This is a genomic window from Prevotella sp. PTAC, from assembly GCF_013166535.1.
GTDB lineage: Bacteria > Bacteroidota > Bacteroidia > Bacteroidales > Bacteroidaceae > Prevotella.
The window spans coordinates 114,192-130,891 of record NZ_JABKKK010000007.1; the positions used below are offsets into that span (position 1 = coordinate 114,192).

Below are 16,700 nucleotides of genomic sequence, written 5' to 3' on the forward strand. Positions count from 1 at the left end.
GTAACAATGAAAAGAGATCAAGAGATTTTTGACCTTATCGAGAAAGAACACCAGCGACAGCTTAAAGGCATGGAGCTTATTGCGTCGGAGAATTTCGTTAGTGACGAGGTAATGGAAGCCATGGGCTCTTACCTTACCAACAAGTATGCCGAAGGTTACCCCGGAAAACGCTATTACGGCGGATGCGGTGTGGTTGATCAAGTTGAACAACTGGCTATTGACAGGGTTAAAGAACTCTTTGGAGCTGAATATGCCAACGTACAGCCACACTCAGGCGCGCAAGCTAACGCAGCCGTACTGCTCGCTGTACTTAATCCAGGAGACACGTTCATGGGCTTGAATCTGGCACATGGCGGACACTTGTCTCATGGTTCATTGGTGAACACTTCAGGTATTCTATATAAGGCTATCGGTTACGACCTCGATCAACAGACTGGGCGTGTAGACTATGATCAGATGGAGAAACTGGCATTGGAGCATAAGCCCAAACTGATTATTGGCGGTGGTTCGGCTTACAGCCGTGAATGGGACTATAAACGCATGCGTGAAATTGCCGACAAGACCGGAGCATTGTTAATGATTGACATGGCCCACCCTGCCGGACTTATTGCCGCCGGAATGCTTGACAACCCTGTTAAATACGCGCATATAGTTACGTCTACAACACACAAGACACTGCGAGGACCTCGTGGAGGTATCATTCTCATGGGTAAGGACTTCGAAAATCCATGGGGACTAACCACCCCTAAAGGTGCGGTAAAGATGATGAGCCAATTGCTCAATTCTGCAGTTTTCCCAGGACAGCAAGGAGGTCCGTTGGAGCATGTCATCGCAGCAAAAGCAGTTGCATTTGGTGAAGCTCTGCAACCGGAATTCAAGGAATGGGCGAAGCAGGTTCAGAAGAATGCCAAAGTATTGGCAGACGAGTTGATTAAACGCGGATTTACAATTGTAAGCGGTGGTACAGACAATCATTCTATGCTTGTCGACTTACGCTCCAAATATCCGGAACTCACAGGTAAAGTTGCCGAGAACGCACTTGTTGCGGCCGACATAACTGTAAACAAGAACATGGTTCCATTCGACAGCCGCAGTGCTTTCCTGACAAGCGGTATACGTCTCGGAACTCCTGCTATTACAACCCGCGGGGCAAAAGAAGATATGATGGTTCTGATTGCCGGCTTGATCGAAGAAGTACTCAACGATCCTGAAAACGAAGAGGTTATCGCAAGAGTTAGAAGCAAGGTAAACGAAACAATGAAAAACTATCCTTTGTTTGCATACTAAAACTTTTTATCATATTTATAATGGCGGGGTGTCAGGAAATTTATTTTTCCGGCTTCCCGCTTTTTATTTATTATAAAATGATGAAAAACCTAATATGATTTTATCAAATAATCTGACAAAATGCGTATGACAATTCGATTATCTGAAAATTAAAACCTCTTGGACGAAAATAACGGCTGTATTTATGTGCATTTTTATCTTTGTGATATTCAATCTATTACCATAATACAGTCCCGTTTTGTGCATAAAACAACAACGATTATGAAGCCGTTATTTTGTGATTGGCATCTAATTACAGTCCATTCGGTACCTTATTGCAGTGCAACAGGATACTTGTTGGAACGCAACGAGTATCTAAACAGACGACAATTAGCTGCCAAACGCATCACAACAAGTATCCTATTACGAAATAAAGCAAAGAAAAAGTAATTTTAAAACGCAAAAAACAATTTTTGAAATCCTATTTCACAAAAAACAGAGGCATTTTTTTATGATATTATCATTACATTAATGGCTTTTCCCAAATAAAATAACACATGCCTCAGAAATAGGTTTGAACCTTTTAGAGGCATGCGCTATTTTCTCTTTAAATATACCTTTTTACTTCTTTCGCATTTTCATCAAAGCATAAAAACCCTAAAAGAATACGGAGGTAGCGTAACGGTCATCTTACCATCTGCCTTTACGCTATATGTACCACGTTCTGGAATTACTGTGGATTGCCCGGGCTTTCCACTTATACCCTCATACCTTACAACATCGGCAACAGGAATACTTTCTGCATTTAACGTCACATTCAATTCCACAGGAAGAACATTGGCAATCTTCAAGAAAGCCTGTCCCGTATTGTTATCACGCACAATGCTCGCCGCCACACGATGTCTGGCAATGCTGTCAATACTCAACGATGATTTAACGTATCTGTTTCCTGAATATGTGGAAAACAGACGTTGTGTCTCATAACTCGGTGTCCGCTGTATTTTTTCATTATCGAAATACAGCATATCAGGACTCCAATTACTATGACCGTTTTTAGATAGCAGAGGAGCATAAGATGTCATTGTGACTATATCGGCATTTCTCTCTATATTGCACAGATGCACGGCCTCAGCCAAAGCGCAGTCTATATTGCCTTTCCCTTGGCGGGCGGCGTATTCTCCAAGATACACTTTAGGGCCTTTGCGGTCGTAGTTGTCGTAATAATGCTGATTATTCAAGAACCACCCCACGCTCTCATAATAATGCTCATCAACCATGTCTATCACTTCAGCATGTTCCCTGGCAAACTTCCATCCCTCGACATAATCGGACGAAGGTGCATGGAAAGGGCCAACAGTGCCGCATACGATAATATTCGGATAGCGTTCCTTTATCGCTTTACATATCATGAGACATCGTTCCTCAAATGCAGTCGAAATAATATCCTCATTACCAATACCGATATATTTCAGGTTGAAAGGTGCCGGATGACCGGCATCGGCTCTCATCTTTGCCCATTTACTCGTAGCTGGATCGCCATTGGCCCAATCTATCATGTCAAGCAGTTCCTGTATATATGCCGGCATATCTTTCATTGGAATTCCTCCCTGTTGCCCTCCGTAACCGTCTTTGTCCGGAGCAGAATTCTGACATGGTACACCCGCAGCCAATACAGGAAGAGGCTCAGCTCCAATGTCTTCGCAATACAGGAAATATTCAAAGAAGCCGAGCCCCCTTGTCTGGTGATAACGCCATACATTTTTATCGGGTATACGGTCTTGAAGCGGACCTATTGTATGCCACCAATGATATATATTGTCCAATCCGTCTCCATGGCTCATACACCCTCCCGGGAAGCGGACAAACTTTGGATGCAAGTCAGCTATTGCTTGCGCAAGGTCTTTTCGTAGCCCGTTTTTCCTGCCGTTAAACGTATCTTTTGGGAAAAGACTTATCATATCCACGGCAACCTCATTATCTTTCTCGGGAATTATGGCCAATTCAGCCTTTGATACGCTTTCGTTAGCAGCCAAAACCGTCTCGTACTTATTCCATGTACCATGTATGCCCTTGGTTGATATACGTGCGGAAGCAACAATATTGCCATCTGAAATAAGTGCTACAGTAAACCGCTTGGCCTTACTTTCTATGTTGTTCACAAAGAAAGAGAATTCATATTGGGCACCTTTCTTGACCGGAATTCCATCCCATCCAGTATTAATTAATGTATCGGAAGTGAGTATGGCGTAGTTAGGATTGTTTTTGCTCAAAGGCATTGATGAAGAAATTCTTAATTCATTGCCGGATGTGCGCCATGCCGTAGACGGTCCCCAACCGTTACGGTCTTTTGGCGAATATTCAAAATCACGGTTTTGAACCAGTTCCGCATACAGTCCCCCGTCGGCGGCATGACTTATATCTTCGAAAAACACACCGATCAGTTTGTCGCTGATTGCTTTTTGTTTCTTTCCATCCATGTGAAGAATGGCATTCACCGGCTTGCCTCCAAGTTTGTCAAATAGTTTACCGTCATCGGCCAACTTCTCACCATTCAGGCTGTTACGACTATTCCACAAATCAAAATAGGTCTTCACGTCATTTTTAAGTTTCCCGTCCACGTCCCACTTATAACCGACATGTCGCTTTCCCGCAATATCAATAGTGTCTTTCTTTGTCTGTCTGACCACGGCCTCATATTCACCTACCGGTATGGCGACATCTTGTGTGAAATGACGAAAAGCGGCATCCGTGACGGTTTTTCTCGCTTCACCATCCTTTGTTTTAAACAATATAGAATACTTATTTTCGCCATCTTTACGTATCACGGGAGCAATACACCCTTTCACAGACATCCTCGGATAGTCTTGTGGTCTCCATGTTGTCAAATCGTCTGAATATGCCACGGCAAAACAAGGAGAGTAGTCATTAACCTGGAATACGGCAGCATATCCTTTACCATCAAGCCGTGTAATGAAAGGAGAATACATACGTTTCTCTGATCCCCACTGAGAATAATCGGAAGAAAAGAGCTGCCCCAGATGTTCATTCTTGCCGTTTTCGGCTACATGAGCAACATGAAAACCATGTCGTTCATTCGGACAATAAAAAAACAAGGCATGGGTCTCGACCTTTGGGGAAGCTTGTTTCTGCTCCCGTTTGATTTTTGCCTCAATGCCACATGTCATCAGGACTGTAACAGCCAATAACTGAGATCTAATGTTCATAATTAATAAATTGTATTTATAGTTTCCCCAAATAGATAATATACAAGGCGACGAATGAAAAACCATCTATGTCCATCCGATTTACTTCACAACTTGCGCCACGGCATAACCTATACTGTACAAAGATAGAAATAAATAATTTAATAGACAAAAAAAATAAACATAACACGACCTGTTTCCGAATTTTGGATTAACTTTGCATAGTTAAATGACAAATACACACCAACTTGTAATGAGCCTGTCTGAACCACAAAATATATTAACAGTACAAAATAGAAAGGAGTTTCGCCTATGGTTGGAAGCCTATCACACTACTGAAAAGGAATGCTGGTTGAAAGTAAAAAGGGGACGGCCGTACGGAGACATGCACTTCTGGTATATTGACGCTGTGGAAGAGGCTTTGTGCTTTGGTTGGATAGACAGTACGATAAAACGTATTGACGGTGTAGTGCAACAACGTTTTACACCACGGACAAAGAAAAGCACATGGACAGAATTAAATAAAGAACGCTGCCGGAGAATGGAACGGCTTGGAAAAATGACCGATGCGGGAAGGGCCGTGCTTCCGAATATGTCTGAGAATGGTTTCCGCATTGACAAAGACATACTTGAGATATTACAGAACGATGATACTGTATGGAACAATTTCTGTCATTTTCCACCATTGTATATGCGTGTACGTATCAACACGATACAGATAGCCAAACGGGAACAGACACTATTTGAGCGCAGACTGAGTAAGTTTATAGATTATACCCGCAAGAATATTATGTATGGGGAATGGAACGATAACGGAAGATTACTTGAAGAATAAAAACATAAAGGTGTCGACAAATGATTTGTCGACACCTTTATAATAATATATGCTTACAATTTGTCGCATTCTTGTATCCAAAGTGCCCCGGATATATCACTTGACATGCGCCAATCACCGCGTGGACTTAAACTTACACTCCCCACTTTAGGGCCGTCTGGCATACATGAACGCTTGAATTGCTGGCTGAAAAAGCGCCGGAAAAATGTTTTTAACCAATGCTTTATAGTATCGCCGTCATACTTAATGGTGGCTGTTAGGGGTGAGTTAAAAGCGTTCAAAGCCAGCATATATATTTTTGCGGGACTGAAACCAAAACGCAAGAAATGATACAAGAAGAAATCGTGCAACTCATAGGGACCTACCAAATCCTCAGTTTTCTGCTTTATCTCTCCGTCCTCTTCTGCCGGAATTAGTTCCGGGCTTATTGGGGTGTCTATTATATCCCAAAGCGTTGCTTTCGATTTGACATCCATCTCATTATCCGCAATGTAGCCCACAAGATAGCGTATCAGTGTCTTGGGTACCCCTGAATTTACCCCATACATGGACATGTGGTCTCCATTATATGTCGCCCATCCCAATGAGAGCTCACTTAAATCACCTGTTCCGATAACCAATCCTCCCACTTCGTTTGACAAATCCATGAGTATCTGTGTCCTTTCACGTGCCTGACTGTTCTCGTAAGTCACATCATGCACGTTTACATCATGATCAATATCTTTAAAATGTAGTAATACACTCTCGGAGATATTTATCTCTTTAACGGTGATTCCCAAAGAACACATCAAAGAAACCGCATTGTCATGAGTGCGATCCGTTGTTCCAAATCCTGGCATTGTGACACCGACAATTCCCTTGCGGTCAAGTTTGAGACGGTCGAATGCACGCACACAAACTAATAAGGCCAATGTGGAATCAAGTCCTCCACTGATACCAATAACAGCTTTTTTACTGTTTGTATGTGAAAGACGTTTTACCAATCCCATTGTCTGGATGTTAAGTATCTCTTCGCATGCCGATGATATTTTATCGCATTGCGGTATAAACGGATTGGGATTGACCGGGCGAATAAGTCTAAATTCCTTTTCTGTAATTGGCTTACAATTAACTGTACGAATACTATCAGTACGCTCCCTTTCCATAAACGTGCTGTTGGCACGGCGCTCATGACGAAGTTTTTCTATGTCAATCTGTGTTATCATCAATTGACTATCTAATGAAAAACGCTCACTTTCGCAAAGCAACTGCCCATTTTCATATATAAGAGCATTTCCACCATATACAACATCCTGAGTGCTTTCACCATATCCACAACTTGAATATACATAACCACTGATAAGTCGTGCGCTTTGGGTCGAAAGTAAAGATTTCAGATAATCGTGTTTACCTATAAGTTCATCACTTGCCGAAAGATTAAAGATTATATCGGCACCACCTAATGCCAAACAACAACTTGGGGGTATCGGCGCCCATAAATCCTCACATATTTCAATCCCAAACTTAGCTCCCGAACTTGTCGTAAAAATGGTTGGCCCGGATGTCAACATGATTTGTCGGCCGGCAATTACGATAGTCTCTAAGCGCAAATCCGAAGCGGATGCAAACCAGCGCTTCTCATAAAACTCTCCATAATTGGGCAGGTTTACTTTAGGTACAACTCCAAGAATATCACCTCCCTGTATGACCATGGCACAATTAAGCAACATTCCGTTTACAGGAACAGGCAGACCAAGGATTATAATGATATTCAATTCTTTTGTAAAATCAAGCAAACAAGATACCGATTCATTTGTTTTTTTTAACAACAAATCATCATTAAACATATCTTGACAAGAATAACCGGTAATCCCCAATTCTGGGAAACATAATATTTCCACGCCTTGCTCCTCCGCTTGAGATATAAGCGTCGTCATTTCATGAACATTATAATCAACGTCAGCAACACTGACATTCGGAACCGCAGATGCTACTGTAATAAATCCGTATTTCATTGCTTTGCATTACTTGATTGTGACCTGGGTTGCTCCATAACCGTATTCACGAAATGAAGCATCCTGATATGGATAATTCTTAAACCTGTACCGTAATTCATTTATTATGGCATGTCGTAAAACACCTTCGCCTTTACCATGAATGAATACAATCTTTCTACCTTTCTGTTTGGCATATTCGGCCAATGTCTTACGAAATGTATCAAGTTGATAATTCAGTATATCAACAGCCGACATACCTTTTGTTGTATCAAGCAGTTCATTGGCATGCAAGTCTATGACAACCGGGGAGTTTTTTTCTTCCAACTTGTCTTTTTTATTTCCTGATACGATTTTAACTGAATCTGTCACGACTTTGCTCATCAACTCTTTCTTGAATTTATCCGGATCCAAAACCAGAGTTCTTTCTTGTTTATCATTTTCAATGAGGGTATATATTAGAGCCGATTGCTCAAAAAAATCATTCTCTTGAAATGTATGTAGCTTATAAAACTTAACCGTATCTACACGTAACTGTAAATCCACAACTGGTTTGAGCATAAAACTCTTATTTCGCTTGTAAGAATTAATCTGTATACAAATTCTTTCCAAATCATTTAATTGCTCACGGCCGAACTCCTCCATGAACAACTTCGTATTAGGCTCTACCTCACCTGCTGACCTCAGGCACCAATTAGCACCATCAACAGTAAAAAGATGATAACGCATATAATAGTTACTGTCATTCACAAAATATGCCTCAAAGCGAGTTGACATGAGCGAAGTTATATCGACAGGCACAAATGCTATATACGCACTGAGCATATCACCACCTCTGCGTTCCTCGACAGGTGTTTTAAATGTCACCGGCCTATCAGCTGGGTCATAATCCTCTTCCTCATCTATTTGTATCGTTTTTTTTCTCTTGTCGCTATCAACCATATTGGCTGTATCATAATTCTCATCGCCACCAACAACTACAACATCTGTCATCGCCGTTGGTATTTGAAAACCATCCTCATCTTCCACTAAAACAATATTGCCGGACTGAATCCCTGCTATTATTCCACCACCGACATCGTTCAAAAAACGAACCTTATCTCCTATCTTCATTTTATTCTATTCTTTAAGGTATTAATAAAGAGCTATCTCCATAACTTAAAAATCTAAAATCATGTGATAACGCATAGTCATATATCTTTCTCCAATTTCCATTTACAAACGCACTGACCAAAAGTAAAAGAGTACTCTGCGGTTGATGAAAATTGGTTATAAGCATTTTTACTATTTTATATTCGTATCCAGGAACGATTATTATCTGTGTACTTGAATGCAAAACTTCTATTTTTTTACTCTCCATATATGCCAGCAAACACTCTATCGCTTCCAATGGGGTAATATTTGCTGTCGTTTCATAAGGTTCCCATTGGTCAATATGTAATTCTTCACCTGACGAATTGGCATTTTTAAATAAACGTAATCCCATATAATAGAGACTTTCAAGGGTTCTTACACTTGTGGTCCCTACAGCAATGGCCTGACCGTTATACTCTTTTAATCGTTCCAATGTACTTTTATGAACACTGATATACTCCGTGTGCATTTCATGTCCTTCGATCGTTTCACTCTTAACAGGCTTAAAAGTACCGGCTCCAACATGCAATGTTATCTCATCGCGCTCAATACCTCTCATGTCTATATCCGAAAGAACACGTTGCGTAAAATGAAGTCCAGCAGTCGGAGCCGCCACACTTCCTTTTATTTTGGAATATACTGTCTGATAAGTATTCTTGTCGCTCTCTTGTGTTTCCCTATTTAAATATGGAGGAATCGGTAACTCCCCTGCTGCGTCCAAAATATCAGCAAATGTAACTTCTTCATTCCACTCAAAGTCTATGCGATGACATGTATGATATAAATCACCTCTCTTCGCTGTCAAAACAATATGCTTCCCATTAACATCAAATTCAGACGTTAAAACTCCTTCTTTCCATTTTTTCAAATTACCCACAAGACATAGCCAAGAACATTCATGAGTGGTTTGAAAAACTCGCTCATAATCGGATGGAGAATACGGTTCCAACAAAAAAACCTCAATCAAGGCTCCTGTCAACTTCTTAAAATGAAGACGTGCTTGAATAACCTTTGTATTATTAAACACCATCAATGAATTAGATGGTAAATAATCCGTAAGATTATAAAATCTGTCCGTTATGATTTCTCCATGATTATATATCAACAAACTAGAATTATCTCGCTCCTCCTTGGGATATTTAGCAATACGCTCATCTGGTAGATTATAATTATAATCACTTATATTTATATTCTTTATATCCATAAACATCTTCTTCTAATTAAAAACACGCACGAAACAATGCATAAATAAATGTATAAACTAATACTGATATGATAACATCCAAGTCCGTATTGAGATATCCTTGCGATGTATATTGTGACGAAATAAACCGCATTCCACTTGATATATAACGGTTTATACGGAAGTAAACAATATAATATACAAATAATCCAACACAACCACCCCAGATTAATCCGCATATTATATCTCCCGGATAATGCACGCCCAAATACATCCTTGTCCAACAATTCAATAAAGACCAGAAAATAAGCATTACCGAGAATATCTTGCTACGAACAAGCATACTGAAAAAAATCGCTATACTAAATGTATTTGCCGCATGAGCTGAAAAAAAACCATATTTCCCTCCCCTATATCCATCGACAACATCAACAAGCATCGCTATTTGCGAATCATGGGAAGGACGAAGCCGTGCAATATTGGGCTTCACAAACATATCATCAACTGTACCGGATAATAGAACGCACAATGCAGCACAACAAATAATCAAAAGTATTTGCTTCATACTTTCATTATTACGCACCACTATATAAAATAGTGATATATATAATGGGACCCAAGTGACTGCTGATGTCAAAACCATGGCCAAATTGTCCACAAAAAGAGAAGTACTTCCATTCACGGACAATAATAATTCTTTGTCTAACTGTATTAATGCGTCTAAATCCATATCATATTCTTTCTATGTTTGATGTTTCTATCCAGCCCTTTCTTCCATCCAAAAGACGTATCTCTTTCCACTCCATCAGTTCACCATCCAAGATTTGGACCTTTGTTCCCTCATGCAACATAAAAAGATCTGAACCTCCACTTGAAGGACTTTTCTTTATCAAAACAAACGGTGTCAAAATAATAGCTTCATTACGCTCTATCAATTTCTGGTTCTGTTCATAAGCAAATATTGTAGCTGTAACAAATATCACAACAAAAATACTTCCTCCAAAAAATCCTATCTTTCTTAGAACAATACGACGAGAAAAGAAATAAAGCAAGAAAAAGATTATTACCATACCTAATGCAACAAATCCTAAATCGACCCACCCATCAACATTCATAAGATTCATTGCTGAATTGTACCACTCTACGAAAAATATTTTCGGACGAGGAACAATCTTGTCTATTATCCTATTATTCGCAATCCGCAAATTCGTCTTAATATCGTCATCACTAGGATCTAATAACAACGCACGCTCATAATTTATAATAGCTCTCGTTATATTACCTGATTTATAATAAGCATTACCCAAATTATAATATAAATCAGAACTTACTCCCTTACTAAGTACCAATTCATAATCCTTTACTGCCAACTTGTATTGTTTCATCAAATACAAACTATCTGCCTCATCCTTTGTTATAGCAAATAATGAAAGGGGAGCTAAAACAAGTATTATAACAAAATACAATCTCAGTCCAATAATTCTTTTGCCAAAGGATTTTTTCCCCTTCATTCCATCTTCTATTTGCATAATAGCATCCATTACAGTATTAAATGTTTTGTTCATATTTCCTTTTGCATCACCAGGTGCATAACGTTCAAATTCACATTCATCAAGTGCTTCTATAAAACGTTTTATTATTTCATTATCAATTCCAAAGTCAAATAACTTCTGACTTATATTATCACGAGATAGTTGTTCTACTGGAATTCGAAGTTTATATCCTATATATCCCCATAAAGCCCTTAACACTTCATCATAAAATCCAGCTTGGTTGTCCTCCGACATCAACTTCTTGGCTGTCCTCAATCGTTTGGCAGCAACCTTATTAGCCCTATTCTCTTTTTGCTTATACCAATCTGTTCCATTTTTCTTATATTTAAAAATAAAAAACATGCCTATAAACAATAAGAAAAAGAGCGTTAACACCAACTTATATCTAAAAGAACCAAAGAAAATATCGTCAGAAATGACAGATGGCCCAATCTTAATATCTCTTATATCATTGTCACTTAATGCTTGCGACTTTGCCACCTCAATATCATCCTTGGGATTCTTAGAAACGTTTAAAACCAATTTAGAAGACTTTAAGGTCTTATAGCTATTCGATTCTAAATCATAGTATATGAATTCAACAGGGGGAATTTCAAATTTTCCTTGATTTCGAGGCACGGCCAAATAATCATATACCATGCTTCCCTCAACCCCACGACTTGTCAATTCCGTTTTGTCTGTAGTTTGAACATCGTACCTGTCAAAATCCTTTGGATAATTTACACTTGGGGCTTTTATTAACTTCAGATTTCCTGTTCCATTAACAGTCACGCTTACTTTTATCGGCTCATTTGTTTTAACTTCATTCTTATTCAAACCAACAGATAATGTGAATTTACCTACTCCGCCGGAAAAACCAGCAGGTCTGTTTGGCAATGGAACGACTTGAAGTGTCAATCCTGGAGCTTTTATACTATGCTTGACTTCTGTATACCCGGAACCACCATTGAAAAAAGCCTCAAATGGATCCACATTAAGATTCTTAAGCGCAACAATACCATTAAATGTTATACTTGGTATATCCAATTTTCCCACAACCTGTGGAAACATGACATATTGACTCCATGTTACAGTACGATATGGACGTCCGTTAAACATCTCTACTTTAAAATTCTTTTGCTGGGGCAATTCCAGTTCTTGTGTATGAAAACCCTTTAAATCCGGCATTTTCCCAATCAATTGTGTCAAATCAACCAATGTATAAACCTTATATGTCAATAAAACCGGTTCTTGCTCATAAACACTACGTTTATTGGCACTGACCTTCACAAATAAATCGGAACCGGATATCTTTGTACCGGAACCATGAGCAATTGGTTTACCCTGACTTCCTTTATTGGTATTCGATGATTGTGGATTTGAACCGACATATACTTTTACCGAATTAGATTCTATTCTTTTATTACCTACGATTATTTGGGCGGAAGGGATGACAAACGTTCCTTTCTTACTTGCAAACAAAACATAGGTATATGTAAGTGTTTGGGAAGAACTGGCTTTACCATTTACTAATTGATAACTCGATTGATATGATGTTTTAGGTCCAATCAAGACTTCCAATTCTTCCGGTATTTTTCCTATCCTAAACTCTTTTACATCCTGGCTGTTCACCGTGTATGTCAAATGAAACTGTTCACCAACAACGATATTTGGTGATACTTCCGCAATAATTTTTTGCCCAAAAACCGATATTGCAAATACAAAACTTAAAAAAGAAACTATAAATATCCTCATTTTACCAATTCTTTTGATTTCTTCTTGAGCGAGGTTGCTGCATTGCTTTCTTCATTTTCTGCTGGGCATCTTTTTCTTGCTGAATAACAGCATTAAGCAACTGCTCTGCATTTTCCTTACTCATTCCACCTTTTGGCTTGTCCTGTTCCTGATTATCTTTTGGCTGCTGTTTCTGACGTTTATCTTCTTTTTGATTGTCCTCTTTATTATTTTGCTTCATTTTTTGATTATCTTTCTTTTCTTGCTCCTTCTGCTGTTTCAACTGTCGTTTGCATAACTCCAAATTATATCTGGTTTCATCATCATTCGGGTTAAGACGAAGAGAATTCTTATATGATTCTATTGCCTCCGAGTACATTTTATGATTTTGACAGATGACTCCTATATTATGAAATGATCTTGCTTTACGAAATATATTTGTTTCTATACGTGCTGCTTCTTCATATTGACGAATGGCAACAGAATCCTTTTTCTGCATTAATAGAGCATTGCCCAAATTATATATGGCTTGGGGATTTTTTTTGTTTTTTTCTTGAGCTTTTCTATAATAGACCTCTGCTTCGGAGTAATTAGCTTTCTTATAATCCTTATTACCTGAACGAATATAAGATCTATCTACTTGCCCATACATTGGTACTGAAAATAATGCCATCATAATAATGAGCAAGAGTGTTTTTCTATTATCAAAAAGCCTTATATTACGGAATATCGGATTTTTACGCTCAAATATACAAATCTCAATAATGATAACCAATAAAGCTATCAAACAAAATACTTGAAATTGTTCACCATGCTCTGTATACATATTATTAGAAATCTCATTCTTAGATAATTTTGCCAATTCTATATCCAACAGCCTCTGTGCATCACTATTATTATTCACATGTATATAGGCACCTCCACCTGCTTTTGCAATTTCTTCACACATGGCCTCATTCAATGCAGACATAACGATATTACCATTAATATCTTTTATTTCTCTTCCATCAACTATAATTGGTGAGCCCTGTGTTGTTCCTATACCTAAAACAAAAACAGCCATACCGTTTTCTTTCGCTCTCAAGGCTGCCTCATTTGCTCCTCCTTCATGGTTCTCACCATCCGTTATAAGAATTATAGCCTTTCCTATTCCCCTTTGCTTAGTAAAACTATTTGAAGCCATATCTATAGCACCGGCAATATCTGTTCCTTGTGCATCAATTAACGATGGCTCAATCGTATTCAAAAACATTTTTGCTGAAACAAAATCACTTGTAATAGGTAATTGAACAAAAGACTCACCTGCAAAAACTATTAAACCAACCTTGTCATTAGTAAACTTATCTATAAGATTCTCTACTAACATTTTGCTTCTAACCAAACGATTAGGCTCTACATCCTCCGCCAACATTGAATTACTAATATCCAAAGCTATTATAGTTTCAATACCGACACGTTTATCATTAATAACACTTGTCCCAATTTGAGGACGAGCTATTGCAATAACCAATACCGCTATCCCTAACTCCAATAACCAAAATTTTATTCTTGGGCGCCAAACCGAAACATCCGGCATCAAATCTTTTACTAAATTTAAATCACCGAATATACGTAATTTTTGTTTTTGACGATGTATAACATAAAACCGAACTAATGCTAAAATAGGAATTAGCACTAATAAATATAAATACTCCGGATTTCCAAATCTAAACATATTATTATGGTATCTTTCTAAAAACCGTTATTCTCAAAAGTATTTCTAATAACAGAGATATTATTGCAACAATAGCAAATGGCTGATATGCCTCATATTTCTTACTATACTTCTTTAAACTTAATTTAGTCTTTTCTAATTTATCAATCTCTTTATATATATATTGTAACTCACGAGTATTTGTTGCACGATAAAAACCACCTTGTGTCTCTCTTGCTATATCGTCCAATACTTTTGTATCTATTTCAACAGGAAGATATACATATTGTATTTGACCGGCAACCTCTTTCGGATAAGGAGCCAACTTATCCGTACCTACCCCAATCGTATATATCCTAATACCAAAACTTCTGGCTATTTCCGCCGCAGTCATAGGAGACAAATCACCCATATTATTACTTCCATCAGTGAGAAGTATAACTACTTTACTTTTAGCTTTTGAATCTTTCAAACGACTTATTGCATTAGCCAATCCCATACCGATAGCCGTTCCATCTTGTATTAACCCTCTCGCTGCAATATCAGTTCTAACATTCTTCAATAAATTAAGTAAAGATGCATGATCAATTGTCATGGGACATTGAGTAAATGCCTCACCCGCAAATATCGTTAACCCAATATTGTCATTGGGCCGATCCACGATAAACTCTGATGCAACTTGTTTTGATGCCTCCAGCCTATTGGGCTTCAAATCCTCTGCCAACATACTTGTGGAAACATCCATAACCATCATTATATCAATTCCCTCCACAAACTCATTATTCCAAGAGTTATTTGTTTGGGGACGAGCCATGGCAAATACTATAAAAACAAAAGCAATTATACGAAGAAGTATCTGTACTGGCATTAATCTTATCCTCCAACTTTTAGGAAAATATTGGTATGCCGACGAATCACTGACCCGAATTGTTGATTCTGTTTTGTTCTTATACATTATATGCCATATCAAATATGGTATTATTAGTAATAATAAAAACAGATATTCTTTATTCGCAAATTCTATCACATTCATTGTTATCAAACAATTCTATATTCATTGATGCTTAAACTTTATAAAATTAGTATTTGACTAATTTCATATACAATATAACACAATAATGTCAAACACGAGATTGCTATTCCAATTATTATTATTCTCAAAAAATTACGGGTTTTAATAGATTGGACCTCTTTATTGGTTAATTGCGGATAATGGTCTTTTTCATCTATAACCTTTTCTATTTTTGTAGAATTAATAAATGCAATAGCATTTACAAGGTTTTTATCATCTTCATTTATAAGCGTTGAGTACTTCGCAAATTTAACTAAATCTGCCACTTGAAACAAAGAACCAAGCTCATATATATCTTTTGGCTCCTGTATATTTTTCAATCTTTCAATAATTTCATTACTAGTCATTTCCATCGCATTAAATCCAAATCGCTCCTGAATATATTTACGCAGGGCATCCGTCAGTTTGGTATAGTACTCTTTTGGATTGTCCGATGCGGGATATTTTTCGGCTTTAATTTGTTCTATGGCCTTAATTGCTTTTTGATGTGGTAAAAGACGTTTTACAAATTTTACTTTCTTTATAATTGGTTTATTATCACGTAAACGCAAATAAAAATAATAATCCAAAGACAACAATATTAGCATTAATATACTCAGTCCAAACAACCAACTCCAATCACTCCATTTAAACGGATTTGTCTGAATATCTTTTGGACCATAATACTTAAATACATCAGTTGTGTCCACATTTACAGACAGTACTTTCAATGCCAAACTTTCACTTTTATATACTTTTTTGTCTACATTTATTTCAAATGGTGGTAAATAATATAAACCCGCATCAAACGAAGTTAAAGTATATACACGTGAATACAACACTCCATTTTCTATTGCATCTATTTTTGTTTCACTTGTATTTAAAACCTCAACTCCGGGAATTATCTGTTGCTGGGGGGTAAATACCGGAAAAAAAACATTCGCAGATTTATCTGTTGTTACTGATAACGTAATTTGCACTTGTTGGCCTATGAATATTTCAACAGAGTCCAACCGTGCATCAACTGACACCTTTGCTATCGCAGATAGTTTAAGAACAAATAATATGGTTAGAATAAATAGTCGCTTTCTCATTC

The 16,700-nt window shown here is 37.8% G+C and carries 11 protein-coding genes; 2 read left to right on the forward strand and 9 right to left on the reverse strand.

The window, feature by feature from the left end; genetic code table 11:
• The first annotated feature begins 6 nt into the window (after positions 1–6).
• A complete protein-coding gene (gene glyA / locus HPS53_RS06995; protein WP_104369913.1) occupies positions 7–1,287 on the forward strand; it encodes a serine hydroxymethyltransferase in 1,281 nt (426 codons plus the stop codon).
• A 620-nt stretch (positions 1,288–1,907) separates the two neighbouring features.
• Here glyA and HPS53_RS07000 read toward each other — a convergent pair.
• Complete coding sequence (locus HPS53_RS07000; protein WP_253942839.1) at positions 1,908–4,490, reverse strand: alpha-L-arabinofuranosidase C-terminal domain-containing protein; 2,583 nt, start codon at positions 4,488–4,490, stop codon at positions 1,908–1,910.
• A gap of 331 nt (positions 4,491–4,821) precedes the next feature.
• Here HPS53_RS07000 and HPS53_RS07005 point away from each other — a divergent pair, with 331 nt between their 5' ends.
• Entirely contained in the window at positions 4,822–5,304 is a 483-nt protein-coding gene (locus HPS53_RS07005) for a YdeI family protein (RefSeq protein ID WP_253942840.1), read from the forward strand.
• A gap of 53 nt (positions 5,305–5,357) precedes the next feature.
• Here HPS53_RS07005 and HPS53_RS07010 read toward each other — a convergent pair whose 3' ends face one another.
• From HPS53_RS07010 to HPS53_RS07045, 8 genes are read right to left on the reverse strand one after another with little or no spacing between them, the layout of a single operon-like run.
• A complete protein-coding gene (locus HPS53_RS07010; protein ID WP_172205320.1) occupies positions 5,358–7,298 on the reverse strand; it encodes an NAD(+) synthase in 1,941 nt (646 codons plus the stop codon).
• Positions 7,299–7,307: 9 nt separating this feature from the next.
• On the reverse strand, positions 7,308–8,390 hold the full coding sequence (locus tag HPS53_RS07015) for a DUF2027 domain-containing protein (protein ID WP_104369915.1): 1,083 nt from the start codon (positions 8,388–8,390) through the stop codon (positions 7,308–7,310).
• A gap of 13 nt (positions 8,391–8,403) precedes the next feature.
• Positions 8,404–9,615 (reverse strand): S-adenosylmethionine:tRNA ribosyltransferase-isomerase, encoded by a 1,212-nt coding sequence (locus HPS53_RS07020; protein WP_104369952.1) that lies wholly within the window; start codon positions 9,613–9,615, stop codon positions 8,404–8,406.
• A gap of 16 nt (positions 9,616–9,631) precedes the next feature.
• Positions 9,632–10,324, reverse strand: a complete 693-nt coding sequence (locus HPS53_RS07025) for a phosphatase PAP2 family protein (RefSeq protein WP_104369916.1) — start codon at positions 10,322–10,324, stop codon at positions 9,632–9,634.
• Between the two features lies 1 nt (position 10,325).
• Positions 10,326–12,881 carry a BatD family protein gene (locus HPS53_RS07030; RefSeq protein WP_172205323.1) on the reverse strand — a complete coding sequence of 852 codons (2,556 nt, stop codon included), beginning with the start codon at positions 12,879–12,881 and terminating at the stop codon, positions 10,326–10,328.
• Between the two features lies 1 nt (position 12,882).
• Positions 12,883–14,574: a VWA domain-containing protein gene (locus HPS53_RS07035; protein ID WP_172205326.1), complete on the reverse strand. Its 1,692-nt coding sequence runs from the start codon at positions 14,572–14,574 to the stop codon at positions 12,883–12,885.
• A 4-nt stretch (positions 14,575–14,578) separates the two neighbouring features.
• Positions 14,579–15,577 (reverse strand): VWA domain-containing protein, encoded by a 999-nt coding sequence (locus HPS53_RS07040; RefSeq protein ID WP_172205430.1) that lies wholly within the window; start codon positions 15,575–15,577, stop codon positions 14,579–14,581.
• A gap of 47 nt (positions 15,578–15,624) precedes the next feature.
• Complete coding sequence (locus tag HPS53_RS07045; RefSeq protein WP_172205329.1) at positions 15,625–16,698, reverse strand: BatD family protein; 1,074 nt, start codon at positions 16,696–16,698, stop codon at positions 15,625–15,627.
• Positions 16,699–16,700: the final 2 nt, after the last annotated feature.

Coding starts and splice junctions, on each gene's coding strand:
- glyA (WP_104369913.1), top strand. CDS start 7: ATGAAAAGAGATCAAGAGATTTTTGACCTTATCGAGAAAGAACACCAG.
- HPS53_RS07000 (WP_253942839.1), bottom strand. CDS start 4,490: ATGAACATTAGATCTCAGTTATTGGCTGTTACAGTCCTGATGACATGT.
- HPS53_RS07010 (WP_172205320.1), bottom strand. CDS start 7,298: ATGAAATACGGATTTATTACAGTAGCATCTGCGGTTCCGAATGTCAGT.
- HPS53_RS07015 (WP_104369915.1), bottom strand. CDS start 8,390: ATGAAGATAGGAGATAAGGTTCGTTTTTTGAACGATGTCGGTGGTGGA.
- HPS53_RS07020 (WP_104369952.1), bottom strand. CDS start 9,615: ATGGATATAAAGAATATAAATATAAGTGATTATAATTATAATCTACCA.
- HPS53_RS07025 (WP_104369916.1), bottom strand. CDS start 10,324: ATGGATTTAGACGCATTAATACAGTTAGACAAAGAATTATTATTGTCC.
- HPS53_RS07030 (WP_172205323.1), bottom strand. CDS start 12,881: ATGAGGATATTTATAGTTTCTTTTTTAAGTTTTGTATTTGCAATATCG.
- HPS53_RS07035 (WP_172205326.1), bottom strand. CDS start 14,574: ATGTTTAGATTTGGAAATCCGGAGTATTTATATTTATTAGTGCTAATT.
- HPS53_RS07045 (WP_172205329.1), bottom strand. CDS start 16,698: ATGAGAAAGCGACTATTTATTCTAACCATATTATTTGTTCTTAAACTA.